The 20,705-nt window shown below is 48.1% G+C and carries 19 protein-coding genes; 16 read left to right on the forward strand and 3 right to left on the reverse strand.

Features of this window, described 5'->3' with window-relative positions; translation table 11 throughout:
* Window positions 1-209 precede the first annotated feature (209 nt).
* From dapD to map, 3 genes are all read right to left on the reverse strand, one after another.
* Complete coding sequence (gene dapD, locus ACRC27_RS03220; protein ID WP_438622741.1) at window positions 210-1,037, reverse strand: 2,3,4,5-tetrahydropyridine-2,6-dicarboxylate N-succinyltransferase; 828 nt, start codon at window positions 1,035-1,037, stop codon at window positions 210-212.
* 61 nt (window positions 1,038-1,098) lie between these two features.
* Complete coding sequence (gene glnD, locus ACRC27_RS03225) at window positions 1,099-3,717, reverse strand: bifunctional uridylyltransferase/uridylyl-removing protein GlnD (protein WP_438639183.1); 2,619 nt, start codon at window positions 3,715-3,717, stop codon at window positions 1,099-1,101.
* Window positions 3,718-3,834: 117 nt separating this feature from the next.
* Window positions 3,835-4,620 carry a type I methionyl aminopeptidase gene (map, locus tag ACRC27_RS03230; RefSeq protein WP_438622743.1) on the reverse strand — a complete coding sequence of 262 codons (786 nt, stop codon included), beginning with the start codon at window positions 4,618-4,620 and terminating at the stop codon, window positions 3,835-3,837.
* 305 nt (window positions 4,621-4,925) lie between these two features.
* Here map and rpsB point away from each other — a divergent pair, with 305 nt between their 5' ends.
* From rpsB to ACRC27_RS03310, 16 genes are all read left to right on the forward strand, one after another.
* Entirely contained in the window at window positions 4,926-5,651 is a 726-nt protein-coding gene (rpsB, locus tag ACRC27_RS03235; protein ID WP_438622744.1) for a 30S ribosomal protein S2, read from the forward strand.
* Window positions 5,652-5,781: 130 nt separating this feature from the next.
* The gene (tsf, locus tag ACRC27_RS03240; RefSeq protein ID WP_438622745.1) at window positions 5,782-6,639 is read left to right on the forward strand and encodes a translation elongation factor Ts; all 858 of its coding nucleotides are present in this window, start codon (window positions 5,782-5,784) and stop codon (window positions 6,637-6,639) included.
* Window positions 6,640-6,795: 156 nt separating this feature from the next.
* Window positions 6,796-7,521 carry a UMP kinase gene (gene pyrH / locus ACRC27_RS03245; protein ID WP_438622746.1) on the forward strand — a complete coding sequence of 242 codons (726 nt, stop codon included), beginning with the start codon at window positions 6,796-6,798 and terminating at the stop codon, window positions 7,519-7,521.
* A gap of 110 nt (window positions 7,522-7,631) precedes the next feature.
* The gene (gene frr / locus ACRC27_RS03250; protein ID WP_438622747.1) at window positions 7,632-8,189 is read left to right on the forward strand and encodes a ribosome recycling factor; all 558 of its coding nucleotides are present in this window, start codon (window positions 7,632-7,634) and stop codon (window positions 8,187-8,189) included.
* 131 nt (window positions 8,190-8,320) lie between these two features.
* A complete protein-coding gene (gene ispC / locus ACRC27_RS03255) occupies window positions 8,321-9,514 on the forward strand; it encodes a 1-deoxy-D-xylulose-5-phosphate reductoisomerase (RefSeq protein ID WP_438630625.1) in 1,194 nt (397 codons plus the stop codon).
* 264 nt (window positions 9,515-9,778) lie between these two features.
* Window positions 9,779-10,525, forward strand: a complete 747-nt coding sequence (uppS, locus tag ACRC27_RS03260; protein WP_438622749.1) for a polyprenyl diphosphate synthase — start codon at window positions 9,779-9,781, stop codon at window positions 10,523-10,525.
* Window positions 10,526-10,559: 34 nt separating this feature from the next.
* Complete coding sequence (gene cdsA, locus ACRC27_RS03265) at window positions 10,560-11,414, forward strand: phosphatidate cytidylyltransferase (protein ID WP_438622750.1); 855 nt, start codon at window positions 10,560-10,562, stop codon at window positions 11,412-11,414.
* 35 nt (window positions 11,415-11,449) lie between these two features.
* Window positions 11,450-12,805, forward strand: coding sequence for a sigma E protease regulator RseP (gene rseP / locus ACRC27_RS03270; RefSeq protein WP_438622751.1), 1,356 nt, complete (start codon window positions 11,450-11,452; stop codon window positions 12,803-12,805).
* A gap of 31 nt (window positions 12,806-12,836) precedes the next feature.
* Window positions 12,837-15,269 (forward strand): outer membrane protein assembly factor BamA, encoded by a 2,433-nt coding sequence (gene bamA / locus ACRC27_RS03275; RefSeq protein ID WP_438622752.1) that lies wholly within the window; start codon window positions 12,837-12,839, stop codon window positions 15,267-15,269.
* 39 nt (window positions 15,270-15,308) lie between these two features.
* Window positions 15,309-15,818 (forward strand): OmpH family outer membrane protein, encoded by a 510-nt coding sequence (locus ACRC27_RS03280; RefSeq protein ID WP_438622753.1) that lies wholly within the window; start codon window positions 15,309-15,311, stop codon window positions 15,816-15,818.
* Window positions 15,818-16,846 carry a UDP-3-O-(3-hydroxymyristoyl)glucosamine N-acyltransferase gene (gene lpxD, locus ACRC27_RS03285; RefSeq protein WP_438622754.1) on the forward strand — a complete coding sequence of 343 codons (1,029 nt, stop codon included), beginning with the start codon at window positions 15,818-15,820 and terminating at the stop codon, window positions 16,844-16,846. The genes ACRC27_RS03280 and lpxD overlap by 1 nt, the downstream gene beginning before the upstream one ends.
* A 165-nt stretch (window positions 16,847-17,011) precedes the next feature.
* Window positions 17,012-17,464 (forward strand): 3-hydroxyacyl-ACP dehydratase FabZ, encoded by a 453-nt coding sequence (gene fabZ / locus ACRC27_RS03290; protein WP_438622755.1) that lies wholly within the window; start codon window positions 17,012-17,014, stop codon window positions 17,462-17,464.
* Between the two features lie 4 nt (window positions 17,465-17,468).
* On the forward strand, window positions 17,469-18,257 hold the full coding sequence (lpxA, locus tag ACRC27_RS03295) for an acyl-ACP--UDP-N-acetylglucosamine O-acyltransferase (RefSeq protein ID WP_438628938.1): 789 nt from the start codon (window positions 17,469-17,471) through the stop codon (window positions 18,255-18,257).
* A 6-nt stretch (window positions 18,258-18,263) separates the two neighbouring features.
* Window positions 18,264-19,436: a lipid-A-disaccharide synthase gene (gene lpxB / locus ACRC27_RS03300; RefSeq protein WP_438622757.1), complete on the forward strand. Its 1,173-nt coding sequence runs from the start codon at window positions 18,264-18,266 to the stop codon at window positions 19,434-19,436.
* On the forward strand, window positions 19,429-20,022 hold the full coding sequence (rnhB, locus tag ACRC27_RS03305; protein ID WP_438639184.1) for a ribonuclease HII: 594 nt from the start codon (window positions 19,429-19,431) through the stop codon (window positions 20,020-20,022). The genes lpxB and rnhB overlap by 8 nt, the downstream gene beginning before the upstream one ends.
* 104 nt (window positions 20,023-20,126) lie before the next feature.
* On the forward strand, window positions 20,127-20,705 hold a 579-nt coding region (locus ACRC27_RS03310), incomplete at its 3' end, for a PHP domain-containing protein (RefSeq protein WP_438639185.1).

Genomic DNA, 20,705 nt, shown 5'->3' on the forward strand with positions numbered 1-20,705 from the left:
CAGCAAAATGGGTTGTTTATCTTGTCTGGTTAATAGAATGCGGCATATGTTGCTTTTTTGCTGTGATCCGAGCGAAATTAATCGGGGAAAAGTTTCTATGTTCAGTATGCTTGAATAGCGGAATAGCGGAATAGCGGAATAGCGGAATAGCGGAATAGCGGAAAAAACACCAGTGGCGATAAACCGCACACTGGTGTTATGTCATTTACTTACTCGTCAATTGAACGCAGCAGAGCATTAATGCCCACTTTGCCACGGGTTTTCGCATCGACTTTTTTCACAATGACCGCACAATACAAGCTGTATGTGCCGCATTTTGATGGCAGGCTACCTGAGACGACCACTGAACCTGCCGGTACACGGCCATAGTGGATTTCACCGGTTTCACGGTCATAAATACGGGTGCTTTGGCCGATGAACACGCCCATAGAGATCACTGAGCCTTCCTCAACAATCACGCCTTCTACCACTTCTGAGCGTGCGCCGATAAAGCAGTTATCTTCAATGATAGTTGGGTTCGCTTGCAGCGGTTCAAGCACGCCGCCGATACCCACACCACCAGACAGGTGTACGTTTTTACCAATTTGCGCACAAGAGCCGACGGTTGCCCAAGTATCAACCATTGTACCTTCATCAACAAACGCACCGATATTGACATAAGAAGGCATCAATACGGTATTTGATGCAATGTGTGCACCTTTACGTACCGTAGCAGAAGGGACAACACGCATACCCTCTTTTTCAAAACGGGCTTGATCATACTCGGCAAACTTCAATGGGGCTTTATCGAAGTAGCGGGTTTCCGCGCCATCAATCACTTGGTTTTCATTGATACGGAAAGAGAGCAGTACGGCCTTTTTTAGCCACTGATGAGTGATCCACTCACCGTTTACTTTTTCAGCAACCCGTTTTTCACCGCTGTCGAGCAGAGCAATTACTTCGTCTACTGCGCTACGCAATTCAGGTTGGGCATTGGCCGGTGTAATTTCTGCGCGGCGTTCAAACGCCTCTTCAATAATCGATTGCAAGTGGGTCATTACTCGTCCTATCTGATTGAGTCGGTGGAATACTTTAATCTATGTGTATTACATACTTGTATCACATTTTTTCCGTCTGGTTGAGTTCGGAAGTTAAACGAGCATGCAAATAATCACAGGTTTCGGGGGCAAGCGCTTTACGTTCATGATCACTAAGGATAAACAGATCTTCAACCCGCTCGCCAATGGTGGTGATTTTTGCCCCGCGCAGTGAAATACCGGCATCGGCAAAAATAGCCCCAACCTGTGCCAGTAACCCCGGCATATCAAGTGCAACCAGCTCCATCAGCGTACGTTTATTCCCACGGGTATGAATGAAAGAGACCTCTGTCGGCACACTAAAGTGGCGTAACTTGGGTGAGGCGCGGCGCGCACGTTGGATATTGACATCGGTATCACTGAGTGCCTTTTCGAGCGCAGTTTTCAGACTGTCATGGCGATCGGGCGCTAACGGCGCACCATCAGGCTCGAGCACCACAAAGGTGTCGAGCGCATAACCATCGCGGCTGGTGATGATCTGTGCATCATGGATACTCAAATTTTTACGATCCAGCTCACCGGCTACGGTGGCAAATAGACGTGGCTGATCCGGACAATAGATAAAAATCTCGGTTCCACCACGGGTGGCATGGCGGCTGACCAGTACCAACGGTTGCCCTTGTGGATGCTGTAGCAGCTCTTTGGCGTGCCATGCAATTTGGCGTGGGGTGTGGCGTAAAAAGTAGTCGATACGGCAGCGCTGCCACAATGTCTGAAGCGCCTGTTCATCAACCTGATCAATCCGTAGCAGTGCCAAAGCCTGCTCACGGTGATGACGAATTCGTAGCCGAATATCCAGCGAACTCTCCAACCCTTGCCGTAGCTGCCGATCGGTTGCAAAGTAGAGTTCGCGCAACAGCGTCTGCTTCCAGCTGTTCCAGAGCGTTTCATTGGTTGCGCAGATATCTGCCACTGTCAGGCACAACAGATAGTTGAGGTAATCTTCGTGTTTGACCTCACCAGCAAAGGTACGGATCACATCGGGGTCATGAATATCACGCCGCTGCGCGGTGACAGACATCAGCAAATGGTGTTTGACCAGCCATGACACTAAACGCGAATCGGCCTCACCATACCCGTGCAGACGGCAAAAATCATACGCATCATCGGCCCCGATCAGTGAGTGATCGCCACCACGCCCTTTAGCGATATCGTGAAACAGCGCGCTCAGTAAAATCACCTCACGCGAGGCGAGGCGTGGGAAAACCTCAACGCACAGCGGGTGACGTTGGCGCTGCGCTTCATTGGCAAAGCTTTCCAGTTTGAGCAGAACCCGAATAGTGTGCTCATCCACCGTATAGGCATGAAACAGATCAAACTGCATCTGGCCAACAATCTGGCTCCATTGCGGAAAATAGGCAGCCAGTACACCGTGCTGGTGCATAGGTAAAAATGCGCGTTGTACCGCATCGGGCTGGGCCAATAGCGCGACAAAACGTGCTCGTGCGGCAGGGCTTTCACACAAAAAGCCCTTGATATTGCGCCTTGCAAAACGCAGTTGTCGCAGTGTAGTTGAGTAGATCCCACTGATCTGGCGATTACGGGCCAAATGCAAAAAAAGATCGAGAATTGATTCTGGTTGCTGCTGAAACAAATTGGGATCTTGCAGATCAATCCGGCTACCGCGCAGTTGAAAGTGCTGATCTAGCGGTTGTGGTTTCTCATTGGCGCTGAGAGATAAAATGGCCTCATCAAACAGCTGTAACAACATCTCATTAAGCTCAAGTACACGGTGCAGAGTACGGTAGAAATCTTTCATCATCCGTTCTACCGGTTGATTACGCACTCCTTGATACCCCAGCATTTGTGCCACAGTAAACTGGCTCTCAAACAGCAACCGGTTATCGTAACGCGTCAGGCTCAGGTGCAGCGCAAAACGCACTCGCCAGAGAAAATCCTGACACTCTTGTAACTCGTTGTATTCCGCTTGAGTCAGAAAACCAAAACGGGTCATCTCATCAAGATTACTGGCACCAAAGTGTCGTCTGGCAACCCAGCCTAAAGTGTGAATATCACGCAACCCACCGGGGCTGGTTTTGATATCGGGCTCAAGGTTGTAACTGGTGCCGTGGTAACGTTCGTGTCGCTGACGCTGCTCGGCTTGCTTGGCACGAAAAAAATCGGGAGACGGCCAAAAGTCATCCGCAAAAATACGCTGTTGTAACCCTGAAAATAGCGGCATATCGCCGCATAATCGGCGTGATTCAAGCAAGTTAGTCGCAACCGTGAGATCATTTAACCCCTCACTGATGCACTCATCCAGCGTGCGCACGCTGTGACCAATTGATAACCGCAGATCCCACAATAGGGTAATAAACTGGCCAATTTGTGCGGCGAGTACCTCATCAACCGGTAATTCACTGAGGATTAGCAAATCAATATCTGACAGCGGGTGCAACTCTCCACGCCCGTATCCTCCCACAGCAACCAGAGCTAAGTGCTTATCTGTAGGGAAGCCAAAGAAAATCCACAAACGTTCAAGCAACTGATCAATATACAACGTCCGGTTCTTGACCAACTGTTCAACCGAGACTCCAGCCGTAAAATCAGCCGCCATCTGTTGCTTTTGTTGCTCTAAATGCACTTTTAGTGCAGGTAAACTCAGTTCAGCGTCCGGTAAATCAAGCAAACAGGGCTGCATCAGGCTTTCCTTAGACTTTGAGGTGATACGGGCAGATATAAAAAAAGCCGGAATTCACCGGCTTTGTAAAGTCTAATTTTGGTTATTTCGACAAACAGTGTTGTCAGTAGACAAAAATCAGTTATGCAGAATGCGTGGCAGCGTTTCATCGCTACGCAGAGTTAGAATCTCACAGCCATCAGCAGTAACCAAAATGGTGTGCTCATACTGAGCAGACAAACTGCGATCTTTGGTTTTCACTGTCCAGCCATCACCCATCAGGCGAACCTGACGCTTACCAGCATTGACCATAGGTTCAATAGTGAATGTCATGCCTTCACGCAAAATCACACCACTGTCGTCAGAGTCATAATGTAAAACCTGAGGCTCTTCATGAAACTGTGCACCGATACCGTGGCCACAATATTCACGTACAATTGAGAAGCCTTCTGCTTCGGCAAATTTCTGAATAGCCTTGCCAATTTCACGTAGACGAATGCCCGGTTTGACCAGTTTTAGCGATAAATACAAGCTCTCTTGTGTGATACGGCACAAGCGTTCACCCAGAATACTCGGCTTGCCCACATTGATCATTTTAGAGGTATCGCCATGATAACCGTCTTTGATCACGGTAATATCAAAGTTCACAATATCGCCATCTTTTAAGACTTTATCGCCCGGAATACCGTGGCAAACTACCTCATTGATAGAGATACAGGTTGATTTTGGAAAACCGTGATAGTTCAGCGGGGCCGGAATAGCCTGCTGCACATTGACAATATAGTCATGACAGATTTGATCCAGCTCACCGGTAGTGATACCGGCTTTGACGTGCGGCTCAATCATCTCAAGTACATCCGCGGCGAGCTTGCCGGCAATGCGCATTTTTTCAATTTCGTCAGCGGTCTTAATGGTAATAGCCATAAAATTTTCCTGGAATTAGCCGCATCGCGCGGCAGTCACTGTCTTTATCTATGGTAACAGCCCATCGGCAGAGAGAAAACCAATCTCAACATAAAGCAATTCAATCTGGAGTTGTGGGTTGAATTATGGTATAAAACGCGCCGGAAATCCGACTATTGAATATCAATGGCGGAACCAAAAAGAACTCATGTGAAATATCACACACGTATCAGCACCGTACACCGGGGTGCTCTGGCCTTCGGGTCTGGAGTCGGTTGTATGGGATACGTGGAGGCTTAACCCCAATCATTTCTGAGGAAAGATTCATGGCAACTGTTTCTATGCGCGACATGCTCAAGGCCGGTGCACACTTCGGTCACCAGACCCGTTACTGGAACCCAAAGATGAAGCCATTCATCTTCGGTGCTCGTAACAAAGTACACATCATCAACCTTGAGAAAACTGTACCAATGTTCAACGAAGCTTTGGCTGAGCTGAGCAAGATCGCTTCCCGTAAAGGTAAGGTTCTGATGGTTGGTACTAAGCGCGCAGCAAGCGAAGCGGTTAAAGAAGCAGCGCTGAGCTGTGATCAGTTCTATGTTAACCACCGTTGGTTAGGTGGTATGCTGACTAACTGGAAAACCGTTCGTCAATCCATCAAGCGTCTGAAAGAGCTGGAAATTCAGTCTCAAGACGGTACCTTTGAAAAGCTGACCAAGAAAGAAGCGCTGATGCGTACTCGCGAGCTGGAAAAGCTTGAGAAGAGCCTTGGTGGTATCAAAGACATGGGCGGTTTGCCTGATGCTATTTTCGTTATCGATGCTGATCACGAGCACATTGCTATCAAAGAAGCGAACAACCTGGGTATCCCAGTATTCTCTATCGTTGATACCAACTCTGATCCAGATGGCGTTGATTTCATCATCCCAGGTAACGATGACGCAATCCGCGCTGTTAGTCTGTACCTGACTGCTGTTGCTGCTTCTGTTCGCGAAGGTCGCGGTCAGGATCTGGTTGCTCAGGCAGAAGAAAGCTTCGTAGAAGCTGAATAATAAGGCCCGCTCGAATCGAGCCCTTATTTAACCAGATAGTAAACATCAGATACTACACTGATATGGTTAGCAGGGGCCTCAATGGCCCCTGTTTTTTATGATCTCCCCCGAGATAACCGAGGATAATACGATGGCAGAAATTACCGCCGCTCTGGTCAAAGAACTGCGTGACCGTACCGCAGCAGGCATGATGGAATGTAAGAAAGCACTGGTTGAAGCTAACGGTGATATCGAACTGGCAATTGACAACATGCGTAAATCTGGCCAAGCGAAAGCGGCTAAGAAAGCTGGCCGTGTTGCTGCTGAAGGTATCATTCTGGCTAAAGTTAGCGCTGACCACAAAGTTGCCGCTATCGTTGAACTGAACTGCGAAACAGATTTCGTTGCTAAAGATGCTGGCTTTAAAGCTCTGGGCGAAGAGATTGTTACTGCAGCACTGGCTGAGCGTATTTCTGACCTGGCTGCTCTGCAAGCTAAGTTTGAAGAAGCACGTGCAAACCTGGTTGCTAAAATCGGCGAAAACATGAACATTCGTCGTGTAACTATCGTTGAAGGCGACGTTGTAGGTACTTACCTGCACGGTGCTAAGATCGGTGTTGTTGTTTCTGCAACTGGCGCTGATGAAGAGCTGGTTAAGCACGTTGCAATGCACATCGCTGCAAGCAAGCCAGAGTACGTGAAGCCAGAAGACGTTCCTGCTGACGTTGTTGCTCACGAGCGTGAAATTCAAGTTGATATCGGCATGCAGTCTGGCAAGCCACGCGAAATCGTTGAGAAAATGGTTGAAGGCCGTATGAAGAAATTCACCGGCGAAGTTTCTCTGTACGGTCAAGCGTTCGTAATGGACCCATCTAAGTCTGTTGCTGACCTGCTGAAAGAGAAAGGTGCAAGCGTGACTAGCTTTGTACGTTTTGAAGTAGGTGAAGGTATCGAGAAAGTTGAAGCTGACTTTGCTGCTGAAGTTGCAGCAATGACTAAGCAATCTTAATTTTCTGCTTTACATGAAAGACCCACTGAACCGCAGAAATCTGCGGTTCAGTTTTAATTACCTGCTTATAATTGCCTACAGGCTGATGTTTAATAGCATGCTGTTACCCTATCATCAGTCCGGCTATTCACTCACTGCGCGCCAGGAAGGAAAACCATGACTACCAATGCAAAACCGGCATATCAACGTATTCTTTTGAAACTGAGTGGTGAAGCACTCCAAGGCTCTGAAGGGTTTGGTATTGACCCAAGTGTTCTTGACCGTATGGCACAAGAGATTAAAGAGCTGGTAGAACTCGGTGTACAGGTTGGCGTGGTTATCGGTGGTGGTAACTTATTCCGTGGTGCGGGTCTGGCAAAAGCAGGCATGAACCGTGTGGTGGGTGATCACATGGGCATGCTGGCGACAGTAATGAACGGTCTAGCAATGCGTGATGCACTGCACCGTGCATATGTTAATACCCGCCTGATGTCAGCCATTCCACTTAATGGTGTGTGTGATAACTACAGCTGGGCAGAAGCTATCAGCTTGCTGCGTAATGGCCGTGTTGTCATCTTCTCTGCAGGTACTGGCAATCCGTTCTTTACTACCGACTCTGCTGCCTGTTTGCGCGGGATCGAAATTGAAGCGGATGTGGTACTGAAAGCCACTAAAGTTGACGGCGTATTTAACGATGATCCGGCAAAAAATCCAGATGCCGTTTTGTATGATACCTTGACGTATCAGGAAGTACTGGAAAGTGAACTGAAAGTGATGGATTTAGCCGCCTTTACACTGGCCCGTGATCACAACATGCCAATTCGTGTGTTTAACATGAATAAACCGGGTGCATTGCGCCGAGTGGTGATGGGTGAACGCGAAGGTACTATCATTAGTCAATAATCACTGCCCAGTAATCATTACCCAGTAATATTTGCGGTAATTTTTGCCTCACAAGGGCAAAGCGCGGTATCTTAACGCATATTCATCAAATCGAATTGAAGGGTTACATCGTGATTAACGCCATCAAGCAAGATGCACAAATCCGTATGGAAAAGTGCGTAGAAGCATTCAAAAGTCATATTTCTAAAATCCGTACCGGTCGTGCACATCCAAATCTGCTGGACGGGATCACCGTTGATTACTACGGTGCAGCAACGCCGCTGCGTCAACTGGCCAACGTGGTTGCAGAAGACTCACGTACTCTGGCTATTACCGTCTTTGATCGCTCTATCAGCGCAGCCGTTGAAAAAGCTATCCTGACATCAGATTTGGGTCTGAACCCAAGCTCTGCTGGCGCAACTATCCGTGTTCCGCTACCGGCACTGACTGAAGAGCGTCGTAAAGACCTGATCAAAGTTGTGCGCGGTGAAGCCGAGCAGGGCCGCGTATCAGTACGTAACGTGCGCCGTGATGCCAACGAAAAAGCAAAAGCGTTGCTCAAAGATAAAGAGATCAGCGAAGATGACGAGCGCCGCTCACAAGACGACATTCAGAAGATCACTGATGTGATGGTGAAGAAAGTTGACGAAGCGCTGGCAGAAAAAGAAAAAGAGCTGATGGATTTCTAATCATTCAGACAATAAAAAGCGTCGCTTTGGCGGCGCTTTTGCATTTTGCATTATAAACCCTGCTGTACATCTTCCCTCTCATGTATCCAGATAATGTTACAGCCTTCGGTGTTACCAATGAGTAAAACATCATGATGAAACTGACTATACTCGGTTCAACCGGTTCTATCGGTGTCAATACACTGGCTGTTGTAGAACAAAACCCTGAAAAATTTGACGTATTTGCGCTGGCTGCCGGACGCAATGTTGAGCTGATGGCTGCGCAATGCCTGACGTTTCATCCCCGTTTTGCTGCAATGTCTGATCTTGTCGCCGCACGGCGTTTGCGCCAGCTATTGCAAGAACACGGGAGCAATACCGAGGTACTTGAAGGTGACGAAGGCGTGTGTACGCTGGCAGGTATGCCGGAAGCCGATCAGGTGATGGCCGCGATTGTCGGCGCTTCTGGTTTACTGCCAACGCTGTCTGCCATTCGTGCTGGAAAGCGTATTTTGCTGGCGAATAAAGAGTCACTGGTAACATGTGGGCGCTTGTTTTTGCAAGAGGTTCAACGCTGTGGTGCGGAGTTACTACCAGTAGACAGTGAGCACAATGCCATTTTCCAGTGCTTACCGCAGACCGTACAGCAAAATATTGGTCACTGTGATTTACAGGAAGCCGGTGTTGAAAATATTATTTTGACGGGGTCTGGTGGCCCATTTCGGACTCTCGCGTTGGCAGATTTTGCCCACATCACACCGGAACAAGCCTGTGCACACCCGAACTGGTCTATGGGGCGAAAAATCTCGGTAGACTCTGCCACCATGATGAATAAAGGCCTTGAATACATCGAAGCGCGATGGTTGTTCAATGCCAGTGCCGCGCAGATGGAAGTGATAGTGCATCCGCAGTCAATCATCCACTCCATGGTCCGTTTTTCTGATGGTAGCGTGATTGCACAAATGGGCAATCCGGATATGCGCACACCGATTGGCCACTGCATGGCTTACCCTGAGCGTATCTCTACCGGTGTTGCTCCGCTCGACTTTTCTGCACTTTCGGCACTGAATTTTGAGTTGCCAGATATGCAGCGCTATCCCTGTTTACAACTGGCTATTGAGGCTTGTGATGCAGGACAAATGGCAACAACCGCCCTAAATGCGGCAAATGAGATCAGTGTTGAAGCCTTTTTACAGCGGCAATTACCGTTTACCGCCATTGCTCAGGTGAATCGTCAGGTGGTAGAACAACTCTCACTGCCAGAGCCACGTTCTGTTGATGAAGTATTAAGCATAGATCAGCAAGCAAGAGTGTGTGCATCACAAATAATTGCCCGCAGAGGCTGAGTGAGCGTGGCAAGTTTGTTCAGTGATCAGTGAAGTGGTATAGTACGCCAGCCTTTATACCGTGTTTTCATGCCATTTATTACAGCATCGCAAGTGCATAAAACAGAGTGTAAATGCCGGTAAGCAAATGCAACAGATTCCGTAAGGCCGTGTGTTAGCACGGCTTTTTTACGATCTAGCCTGATTTGATTGCAAGTGCCTGATACGGCATCCACAACATATCACCCGTGTCAGACCATCTTGATAGGAATAAAACGGACCGTTATGGCAGAGCAACAACCTCATGAGTTTCCGGCCGATCTGATGCCGCAGCATGTGGCCATTATTATGGACGGCAACGGTCGTTGGGCCAAACAACAGGGAAAAATGCGGATCTTTGGGCACAAGGCGGGCGTAAAAGCGGTGCGCCGTTCGGTGAGTTATGCTGCTCGCCAGAAGATAAAATCCTTGACCTTGTACGCATTTAGCAGTGAAAACTGGCGTCGCCCTGAACAAGAAGTTTCTGCGCTCATGGAATTATTTATGCGCGCACTCAATAATGAAGCCAAAAGCTTACATAAGAACAATATCCGGCTGCGCATCATTGGCGATATTTCACGTTTTAGCGCACGCTTACAAGAGCGCATAGCCCATGTCGAGGCACTGACAGCGCAAAATACCGGTTTAGTGTTAAATATTGCGGCTAACTACGGTGGTCGTTGGGATATCGTGCAAGCGGCCCGTCATGTCGCAATGCAAGTGCAAGAAGGGGCAATTGAAGTCAACGAGATCGATGAAACCTTGTTAGGGGAAAAGATGTGCATGGGGGATCAACCCCCTGTCGACTTGGTCATTCGAACCAGTGGTGAACATAGAATCAGCAACTTTTTGTTGTGGCAAATTGCCTACGCAGAGTTCTATTTCTCTGAGGTATTGTGGCCAGATTTTGATGAACAAGAGTTTGATCGTGCTGTTTTATCCTTTGTCTGTCGTGACAGACGCTTTGGTGGCACTGGCGACGACAGCCGTTGAGCAACGGCGGATAAGTAAAGCTTAGGAGGTTTCATTGCTCAAACAACGCATTATTACCGCATTGATCTTAGTTCCACTGGTCATTGCCGGTTTATTTAAATTATCGCCGGATTACTTTGCGGTATTGGCGCTGGCATTGTGCATGCTAGCTGCATGGGAATGGGCATTGCTGGCCGGGTTTGAGAGTAAGCCTGTACGTGTGGCTATTTCGGTTATTTGCGGTGTGGGTTTAGGCGCATCACTGTGGGCGATACCGGTGCAAGATGCCTCACTGCTGCTTGAGAACCCGTTCGTTAAATCAGTTCTGATGATAGCCCCTGTCTGGTGGTTATTGGCACTCGGCATGGTATTGGGGTATCCCGCTTCTGCCCGCTGGTGGCATAACGCAAAACGCTTAAAAGTCCTGTTCGGCTTACTGACATTAGTCCCATTTTTTTGGGGGCTGATCGTATTACGCATGTATGCCTACAGCATTGATAGCCATTTTGGTGCAGTCTGGATCTTGTACGTCTTGTTCCTTATCTGGGGCGCTGATTCAGGAGCCTATTTTTCAGGGAAAACATTCGGAAAGCATAAATTGGCACCGAAAGTCTCTCCGGGGAAAACGTGGGAAGGCGTTATTGGCGGGTTAGCCACATCTGCATTGATTGCGGTTATTTTTGATCACTACTCCCCTTTGCAAGCCAGTACACACAGCTTGATTATCAGCTCCATTATTGCTGTGGCCGTTTCGGTACTGGGGGATTTAACCGAAAGCATGTTTAAGCGTGAAGCCGGTGTGAAAGACAGTGGGCAGATTATGCCAGGTCATGGTGGGGTACTTGACCGAATTGACAGCCTGACAGCAGCAATACCTGTATTTGCTTGTCTGCTACTGTTAGTCTTTTAAGTGTCACCGTACCGTATCATAACAAGGATAGATGCATGACAGGCGCTCTTTGGAATTTACTGACGTTTTTACTGGCGATTGGTATTTTAATTTCGGTACACGAATTTGGGCATTTCTGGGTTGCGCGCCGCTGTGGGATCAAAGTTGAACGTTTCTCACTGGGCTTTGGGAAAGTGCTGTGGCAAACCGTAGATAAGCAGGGAACTGAGTTCTCACTCTCTCTTATCCCGCTCGGTGGTTACGTAAAAATGCTTGATGAACGGGTCGCTCCTGTACCTGAAGCACTACGCCATCAAGCCTTTAATACTAAACCTGTCTGGCAACGTGCTGCGGTGGTTGCCGCCGGCCCTGTCGCCAACTTCTTGTTTGCCATTTTTGCTTACTGGATTGTCTTTTTAGTCGGTATACCGAGTGTTCACCCTGTCGTCGGACAGGTTACGCCCAATTCCATTGCGGCTCGTTCCGGAATTACTGCGGGAATGGAACTAAAATCAATTGCCGGTATCGAAACACCTGACTGGGAGTCAGTCAATCTTGCGTTAGTTTCACTGATAGGTGATAAACAAGCACAGGTAGATGTCAGTCAGTTTGGTACGCAAATTGTGCAAAACAAAGCCTTGCAGCTTGATGGATGGCATTTTGAGCCAGACAAAGAGACTGCATTTGGCGCACTTGGCATTATTCCCAAAGGGCCTGATGTACTCCCAATCGTGACCTCTGTTGGTGCAGGTTCAGCGGCTGAACAGGCTGGATTAGTACTCGGTGATCGCATTACGGCAATCAATGGTCAGCCTCTGACTCAGTGGTCTGAATTTGTCAAAGCCGTACAAGAGAGCCCAGATAAAGCGTTATCACTAACTGTGGAGCGGGCTGGTCAAACACAGACCCTGACACTTACGCCGCAAACCCATGAAATGGCCGATGGAAAATCCGTCGGGTATGCCGGAGTTGCACCAAAAGTGTTACCTTTACCACCAGAGTACAGTTTTGTACGGCAATTCGGTATTATAGACAGCGTAGTAAAAGCAACACAAAAAACCATGCAGTTATCCACACTGACCCTTGATATGCTAGGTAAGCTGTTTACCGGTGATGTTGGGATTAAGAGCTTAAGTGGCCCGATTTCGATTGCCAAAGGCGCAGGGATGACCGCTGATTTTGGTTTTGTCTTTTATCTGGGCTTTTTAGCGTTAATCAGCGTGAATCTGGGAATTATTAACTTATTCCCACTGCCAGTGCTTGATGGCGGGCACTTATTGTTCCTTGCCATTGAAGGGTTGACAGGAAAACCGCTATCGGAAAAAGTACAGGAGTACAGTTTCCGTTTCGGTACAGTATTATTGGTGTTGTTGATGGGCGTTGCGCTATTCAACGATTTTTCCCGCCTGTAAGCGGGGTAATTAGGAAGAACGCATAATAAAGATGGCGATGAAAAAACTGCTTCTTGCGTCGCTGCTTTTCAGCAGCGCCACCGCTTACGGTGCTGACCAATTTGTTGTTAAAGACATTCAATTCGAAGGGCTACAACGTGTAGCTAAAGGTGCTGCTCTGCTCAGCATTCCGGTTCGAGTGGGTGATCCTGTTGACGATAGTGAAGTCTCACAGGTTATTCGTGCGTTATTTGCCACCGGCAACTTTGAGGATGTCAAAGTGCTGCGTGATGGCAATACGCTGTTGGTGCAGGTTAAAGAGCGCCCAACTATTGCGAGTGTCACTTTCTCAGGTAACAAAGCGATTAAAGAGGATGCACTTAAGCAAAATCTTGAATCTTCAGGCATTCGTGTCGGTGAAGCGCTTGACCGTACAACCTTATCCTCTATCGAGAAAGGTCTAGAAGATTTTTACTATAGCGTTGGGAAATACAGCGCGAGTGTAAAAGCAGTGGTAACCCCGCTGCCGCGTAACCGCGTTGATTTAAAGCTGGTGTTTACCGAAGGTGTCTCTTCCAACATTCAGCAAATCAACATTGTAGGTAATAAAGCATTCGCAACCGAAACGCTGTTATCACAGTTCTCATTACGTGATGAAGTGCCGTGGTGGAATCTGGTCGGTGATCGTAAATACCAAAAGCAAAAGCTGGCGGGTGATCTTGAAACTTTACAGACTTACTACCGCGATCACGGCTATGCCAAATTTAAAATTGACTCAACGCAAGTCAGCTTGAGCCCTGATAAAAAGGGTATCTATATCACCATTAACGTCAATGAAGGCAAGCAATATAAGCTGGAAAATGTACGTCTAATGGGCAATATGGCTGGCCATGCCACCGCGTTGGATCAACTGGTCAAGATTGAACCCGGTGAGCTGTATAACGGCACCAAAGTGACGCGCATGGAAGAGGATGTAAAATCTCTGCTGGGCCGTTACGGTTATGCCTACCCGAAAGTGATGACGGTGCCTGAAATTGACGAACAAAACCAGACCGTAAAACTGGTGATGAACGTTGACCCAGGCGAGCGCTTTTACGTGCGCCGCATTCGCTTTGAAGGCAATGACATTACCAAAGATGCCGTACTGCGCCGTGAAATGCGCCAGATGGAAGGCTCATGGTTAGCCAGTAACCAAGTTGAAACCGGTAAAGAGCGCCTTAACCGTTTAGGTTACTTTGAAACCGTTGATACCGAAACCGTGCGTGTACCGGGTAGCCCAGATCAGGTTGATGTGGTGTACAAGGTAAAAGAGCGTAATACCGGTAACCTAAACTTTGGTATTGGTTACGGTACTGAGAGCGGTATCAGCTTCCAAGTGGGTGTGCAGCAAGATAACTTCTTGGGCACCGGTGACAGTATTGGGATAAATGCTGTTCGTAATGATTACGAAACCAATGCCGCGTTTGAATATACCAACCCGTATTTCACTAAAGATGGTGTGAGTCTGGGTGGCCGTATTTTCTACAGCGATTTTAAAGCCGATGAAAACTATAGCTTGTCTGAGTATAACAACCGTAGCTATGGCGTTGACGGTACATTGGGTTTCCCTATCAATGAATACAACAGCCTGCAAACGGGTTTAGGCTTTGTACACAATGATATCTCTAATATTACCCGTACTGTAAACATGCTGCCGTATTTAAACTCTATGGATGATTTTGATGGCGATACACTCTCATCAAACGATTTCCAGTTTAAAGCCGGTTGGAGCTACAACAACCTAGACCGTGGTTACTTCCCGACCAAAGGTATGCGGGTAAACTTTAACGGTAAGATCACTACGCCGGGCTCAGATAACCAGTTCTATAAGTTGAACTTTGATGTTGCTGGCTACTATCCGCTCGATCAAGAGCGTGAATGGGTACTGCTTGGCCGTTCCCGTTTAGGTTTTGCTGACGGATACGGCGATAAAGTGCTGCCGTTCTATGAAAACTTCTATGCCGGTGGTTTTAGTACCGTGCGTGGCTTCCGCTCTAATACTATCGGGCCGAAGGCAGTATATCTGTACAAACCAGGTACTGAAGAGCGTTGTGACCCTCGTTCTGAAACTTGCCAGTTCACTGGTTCAGAAGACTCGGTGGGTGGTAATGCCATGGCAACAGCCAGTGTTGAGCTGATTGTGCCAACACCGTTTGTGAGCGAAAAGTATCAAAACTCAATCCGTACCTCAGTCTTTATGGATGCGGGTACCGTCTGGGATACTCACTGGAAAGACAGTTCAGCCGTGTTGAATGGTCAGACTGTGGTTGATTCGCAATATCTTGGCGATTATGGTGACCCTAGCCGTATTCGTATGTCAGCAGGCATCGCACTTCAGTGGATGTCACCGCTTGGCCCGCTTGTATTCTCATACGCACAACCGTATAAGAAATATGAAGGTGATCGAGTTGAACAATTCCAGTTCAATATCGGCAGAACATTCTGATAGCAAAACTATCAAAATAAAAAAAGTAAGGAGACAACGGTGAAAAAGTGGTTAAAAGCAGCTGGCGTAGGTCTGGCACTGATTGCATCAAGTACCGCTGTAAATGCAGCAGAACAGAAAATCGCGGTTGTTGATGTTGCTGGTGTTTTTCAGCAATTGCCACAGCGCGAGAAAGTAGCTCGTCAGCTTGAGTCTGAGTTCAAAGGCCGTGCCTCTGAGCTGCAATCGCTTGAAAAGCGTATCCGTGATCGCATGGAGAAACTCCAGCGTGATGGCAGCACCATGTCAAACAGCGACCGCACTAAAGCAGAGCGTGATTTGGCACAGATGCAGGCTGATTTCAATCTGAAAGGCCGTGCACTGGAAGAGGATAGCCGTCGTCGTCAGGCTGAAGAGCGTAATAAGATCCTGCGTCAGGTACAAGATGCAGTAAAAACTATCGCGAGTAAGGAAGGTTATAGTGCAGTTATCGACACCAATGCGGTTGTCTTTGCACGCCCAGATATGGATATTTCTTCCCAAGTCGTCAAAATGGTAGGCAATAAGTAATGTCAGGACACCGTCTTACGGATCTGGCTGAGCACTTAGGCGCGCAAGTACACGGAGATGGCGAAACGGTCATCTCCAGTATTGCAAGCCTTGAGCGTGCACAAGCTGGTCAAATCACGTTTCTATCGAACAGTAAATATCGCCCGCATTTAGAACAGTGTGCAGCTAGCGCTGTTGTTTTAACCGCAGACGATGTACCATTTTGTAAAACTAACGCCTTAGTTGTGGCAAACCCCTATTTGGCTTACGCACTGTTAGCCCAATATATGGATACCACTCCGCAGCCGGCGCAGGATATTGCGCCAAGTGCCGTGATCGCTGATGACGTGCAGTTAGGGCAGAATGTATCTGTTGGCGCAAATGCGGTGATAGAGTCAGGCGTGGTCCTGGGTGACGGTGTCGTGATCGGTGCAGGTTGCTTTGTCGGTAAAGAGACGCAGATTGGCGCAGGCAGCCGCTTGTGGGCCAACGTCTCTGTTTATCATCGTGTAACGATTGGTGCACACTGCCTTATTCAGTCTGGTACTGTTATTGGTGCTGATGGGTTTGGTTATGCCAATGATCGTGGCCGTTGGATCAAGATCCCGCAACTCGGTAGTGTCCGTATTGGTGATCGTGTCGAAATCGGTGCATGTACATGTATCGATCGCGGTGCATTAGAAGACACCATTATTGAAGACGGTGCTATCATAGATAATCTATGCCAGATTGCTCATAATGTAGTAATTGGTGAAAATACCGCCGTTGCTGGCGGTGTTATTATGGCGGGCAGCCTGAAAATTGGCCGTCATTGTATGATTGGTGGTGCCAGCGTGATTAATGGTCACATGGAAATCTGCGATAAAGTCACTGTTACCGGTATGGGTATGGTGATGCGCCCCATTAGTGAACCGGGTATGTACTCGTCTGGTGTTCCTCTGCAAACTAATAAAGCGTGGCGTAAAACTGCCGCTTTAGTGATGAACATTGATGAGATGCACAAACGTCTCAAAACGGTAGAGCGGAAATTGGGGAAAGATAACGAATAGATATCACTTTTCGTTACCTCCTAAAAAACTGCTTGTACTTGCGGTTTTGCGTCATTGATAGACGGCCTGCCTTGTTGCAGGCCGTATTATTCATATGACAAGCACGTATTTTTGCCCGCGTGTGTACATACCCGCTCAAGACTGACAAGAAACAGGAACAACATCTTGACGACTCAAGCTAACTCGTTATGCATCGAAGAAATTATTGATCTGTTGCCACACCGCTATCCGTTTTTGTTGATAGACCGTGTGCTGGATTATAAAGAGGGTGATTATCTGCACGCGTTAAAAAACGTGTCATTTAATGAGCCTTTTTTCCAGGGCCATTTTCCGCAAAAACCAATATTTCCAGGTGTTCTCATCCTTGAAGCGATGGCACAAGCTACTGGTATTTTGGCATTTAAAACCTTTGGTAAGCCAAATGGCAATGAGTTGTACTATTTTGCTGCCATTGATCGTGCGCGCTTTAAGCGCCCGGTATCACCCGGCGATCAGATGATCTTTGAGGTTAAATTTATTAAAGAGCGTCGTGGTATTGCGCGTTTCACTGGCGTTGTCAAAGTTGATGGCGATGTGGTCTGTGAAGCTGATTTAATGTGTGCTCGTCGCGAGGTGTAAACACATGATCCATGAAACTGCCTTCATTCACCCATCATCACTTGTTGAAGCGGGTGCGGTGATCGGTGCGGGCGTACATATCGGCCCGTTCTGCTGTGTGGGTGCGAATGTTGAAATCGGCGAAGGTACGGTGTTGAAATCCCATGTTGTGGTAAATGGGCATACCCGTATTGGCCGTGATAACCAGATTTATCAGTTTGCATCTGTTGGCGAGGCCAATCAGGACAAAAAATACCACGGTGAGCCAACACGCACTGAAATTGGTGATCGTAACGTGATCCGAGAGAGCGTGACTATCCACCGTGGTACAGTGCAAGACACCGGTGTCACCCGTATCGGTAATGATAACCTGCTGATGATCAATGCGCATATTGCGCACGACTGTGTGGTCGGTAACAGCTGCATTTTTGCCAATAATGCGACCTTAGCTGGGCACGTAGAGGTGGGTGATTTTGCGATTGTCGGCGGCATGTCGGCGATACATCAGTTCTGCCGTATTGGGCCGCATGTGATGCTCGGCGGTGGTTCAATTGTGGTGCAAGATGTTCCTCCGTTTGTGATGGCACAGGGTAATCACGCCTCACCGTTTGGGGTGAATATTGAAGGGCTAAAACGCCGCGGTTTTGAAAAACCGGTACTGCATGCCATTCGCAACGCCTATAAGCTGGTATTCCGCAGTGGTAAAACAATGGATGAAGTGCGTCCTGAGTTAGCGGTACTGGCGGAAGCTCATCCTGAAGTACAGATTTTTGTGGCATTTTTAGCCAACTCTACCCGTGGAATTATCCGATAAGTTGTTATGGATTTAGAGCAGAGATCGTTACCGGACACCCAACCTTTGGTCATTGGTATTGTTGCGGGGGAGACCTCGGGCGATATTTTGGGTGCTGGATTAATCAGGGCGTTGCGTCAGCAACACCCTGAGGCACGTTTTGTCGGTATTGCTGGCCCGCGTATGCAAGCGGAAGGCTGTGAAAGCTGGTTTGATATGGAAGAACTGGCCATCATGGGGCTGGTTGAAGTGCTCAAACACTTGCCACGGTTGTTGAAGATCCGGCATAGCCTGATTGAGAAGTTTACTCAGTTGCAGCCCGATGTCTTTGTTGGCATTGATGCCCCTGATTTTAATATTGGCCTTGAGTTAAAACTCAAGCAGCGTGGTATTAAGACCGTGCATTATGTCAGCCCGTCGGTCTGGGCATGGCGACAAAATCGGATATTTAAAATTGCGAAAGCCACCGATTTGGTATTGGCATTTTTACCGTTTGAGAAAGCCTTTTACGATCGCTTTAATGTTCCTTGTCAATTTATTGGCCATACCATGGCCGATTCAATGCCACTTGATCCGGATAAGAGTGCCGCGCGTGCCGTATTGGGTCTTGACCCTGCGGCATCAGTGTTGGCTATTTTACCGGGCAGCCGTGGCAGTGAAATCGAAATGCTGGCTGAGCCGTTTTTGCAGACGGCTCAGCGTTTACAAGCGTTACGGCCTGATTTGCAGATTTTAGTGCCACTGGTAAACCGCAAAAGACGTGAGCAGTTTTTGGCATTAAAAGCTGAAATCGCCCCCGACTTAACCCTGACGCTGCTCGACGGGCAAGCACGTGATGCGATGACGGCGGCCGATGCCACTTTGCTGGCATCAGGAACGGCAGCGCTAGAGTGTATGTTGGCAAAATCGCCGATGGTTGTGGCGTATCGGGTCAAACCGCTGACTTATTGGTTGGCTAAAAAAATGGTGAAGACCGAGTTTGTGTCATTGCCTAATTTATTGGCTGGTAAAAAAATTGTGCCGGAGCTGATTCAGGAAGATTGCACGGTTGAACGTTTAACCGCCAAATTGGGCATGTTGTTGTCACAAGATAACCGTTGTCTCAAGCGGATGTTCCGTGAGTTTCATCAGACTATCCGTTGCGATGCTGATCAGCAGGCAGCCAATGCAGTTTTAGCGTTAGTGAATAAAAATGACTGATCTCTTTGTTTATCCAAAAGCGGATTTGATTGCCGGTGTTGATGAAGTTGGGCGCGGCCCTTTGGTGGGCGCAGTGGTAACTGCCGCTGTTATTCTTGATCCCCAAAAACCAATTGTAGGCTTGGCCGATTCGAAAAAACTCTCTGAAAAGAAACGCTTAGCGCTGTACGATGAAATAATAGAAAAAGCGCTGGCATGGAGTTTAGGCCGAGCTGAACCGCATGAAATTGATGAGCTGAATATTTTGCATGCCACTATGCTGGCGATGCAGCGTGCCGTGGCCGGGCTATCTATTCAGCCTGATTGTGTACTGATTGATGGCAACCGCTGCCCACACCTGCCGATGCCGGCGCATGCGGTGGTGAAAGGGGATAGCAAGGTCGCCGAGATCAGTGCCGCTTCTATTTTGGCTAAAGTAACCCGAGATCGTGAAATGCAGGCATTAGATCTGCGTTATCCGCAGTATGGTTTTGCCCAGCATAAGGGATACCCTACCGCAGAACATTTGCGGTTACTTTCTGAACATGGTGCTACCGATGAGTACCGGCGCAGTTTTGCGCCGGTAAAGCGGGTGTTGGGCTTGTAAAGGCGATTTAACGTTACCTGTTTGTGCCTTTTGCCGGTGTTGGTGCTGTTAGTTTGTTTTGATCCCTCTGTATTTTTCAAAATTTCCGCAAGGAGTGTTTCCTGATGGCGCAACCCCGCTTTGTCCATTTACGGGTTCACAGTGATTACTCCATGATTGACGGGTTGTCTAAAACAGTCCCGTTAGTGAAAAAAGCTGCCGCACTGAATATGCCGGCACTGGGTATTACCGATTTTACCAACCTGTGTGGCCTTGTGAAATTTTATGGCGCGGCACACGGGGCGGGTGTAAAGCCAATTATTGGTGCTGATTTTTTACTGCATAACCCACTGCTTGGGGATGAGCTCAGCGAGCTTACTGTGCTTGCGGCCAATAATACGGGCTATCAAAATCTGACGTTACTGATCTCACAGGCATACCAGCGTGGTTATGTGCAAAATAGCCCTGTGATTGATCGTGACTGGCTGGTTGATTTAAACGAAGGTCTGATCCTGCTATCCGGTGCCCGTCAGGGGGATGTGGGAAAATCACTGCTGCGTGATAATCAGGTCTTAGTGGATGAGTGTGTTGCGTTTTATCAAACCTATTTCCCCGACCGTTATTACCTTGAGCTGATCCGTACCGGTCGGCCGGATGAAGAGAGTTATCTGCATTTTGCCGTAGAGTTGGCGGCTGAGAAAGGG

Source organism: Plesiomonas sp. (assembly GCF_051650925.1).
Taxonomy (GTDB): domain Bacteria; phylum Pseudomonadota; class Gammaproteobacteria; order Enterobacterales; family CAMTGL01; genus Plesiomonas.

Bases quoted from the DNA above. Each gene is read 5' to 3' on its own strand.
- dapD (WP_438622741.1), bottom strand. From the start codon at position 1,037: ATGACCCACTTGCAATCGATTATTGAAGAGGCGTTTGAACGCCGCGCA.
- glnD (WP_438639183.1), bottom strand. From the start codon at position 3,717: ATGCAGCCCTGTTTGCTTGATTTACCGGACGCTGAACTGAGTTTACCT.
- map (WP_438622743.1), bottom strand. From the start codon at position 4,620: ATGGCTATTACCATTAAGACCGCTGACGAAATTGAAAAAATGCGCATT.
- rpsB (WP_438622744.1), top strand. From the start codon at position 4,926: ATGGCAACTGTTTCTATGCGCGACATGCTCAAGGCCGGTGCACACTTC.
- tsf (WP_438622745.1), top strand. From the start codon at position 5,782: ATGGCAGAAATTACCGCCGCTCTGGTCAAAGAACTGCGTGACCGTACC.
- pyrH (WP_438622746.1), top strand. From the start codon at position 6,796: ATGACTACCAATGCAAAACCGGCATATCAACGTATTCTTTTGAAACTG.
- ispC (WP_438630625.1), top strand. From the start codon at position 8,321: ATGATGAAACTGACTATACTCGGTTCAACCGGTTCTATCGGTGTCAAT.
- uppS (WP_438622749.1), top strand. From the start codon at position 9,779: ATGGCAGAGCAACAACCTCATGAGTTTCCGGCCGATCTGATGCCGCAG.
- rseP (WP_438622751.1), top strand. From the start codon at position 11,450: ATGACAGGCGCTCTTTGGAATTTACTGACGTTTTTACTGGCGATTGGT.
- bamA (WP_438622752.1), top strand. From the start codon at position 12,837: ATGGCGATGAAAAAACTGCTTCTTGCGTCGCTGCTTTTCAGCAGCGCC.
- lpxD (WP_438622754.1), top strand. From the start codon at position 15,818: ATGTCAGGACACCGTCTTACGGATCTGGCTGAGCACTTAGGCGCGCAA.
- lpxA (WP_438628938.1), top strand. From the start codon at position 17,469: ATGATCCATGAAACTGCCTTCATTCACCCATCATCACTTGTTGAAGCG.
- lpxB (WP_438622757.1), top strand. From the start codon at position 18,264: ATGGATTTAGAGCAGAGATCGTTACCGGACACCCAACCTTTGGTCATT.
- rnhB (WP_438639184.1), top strand. From the start codon at position 19,429: ATGACTGATCTCTTTGTTTATCCAAAAGCGGATTTGATTGCCGGTGTT.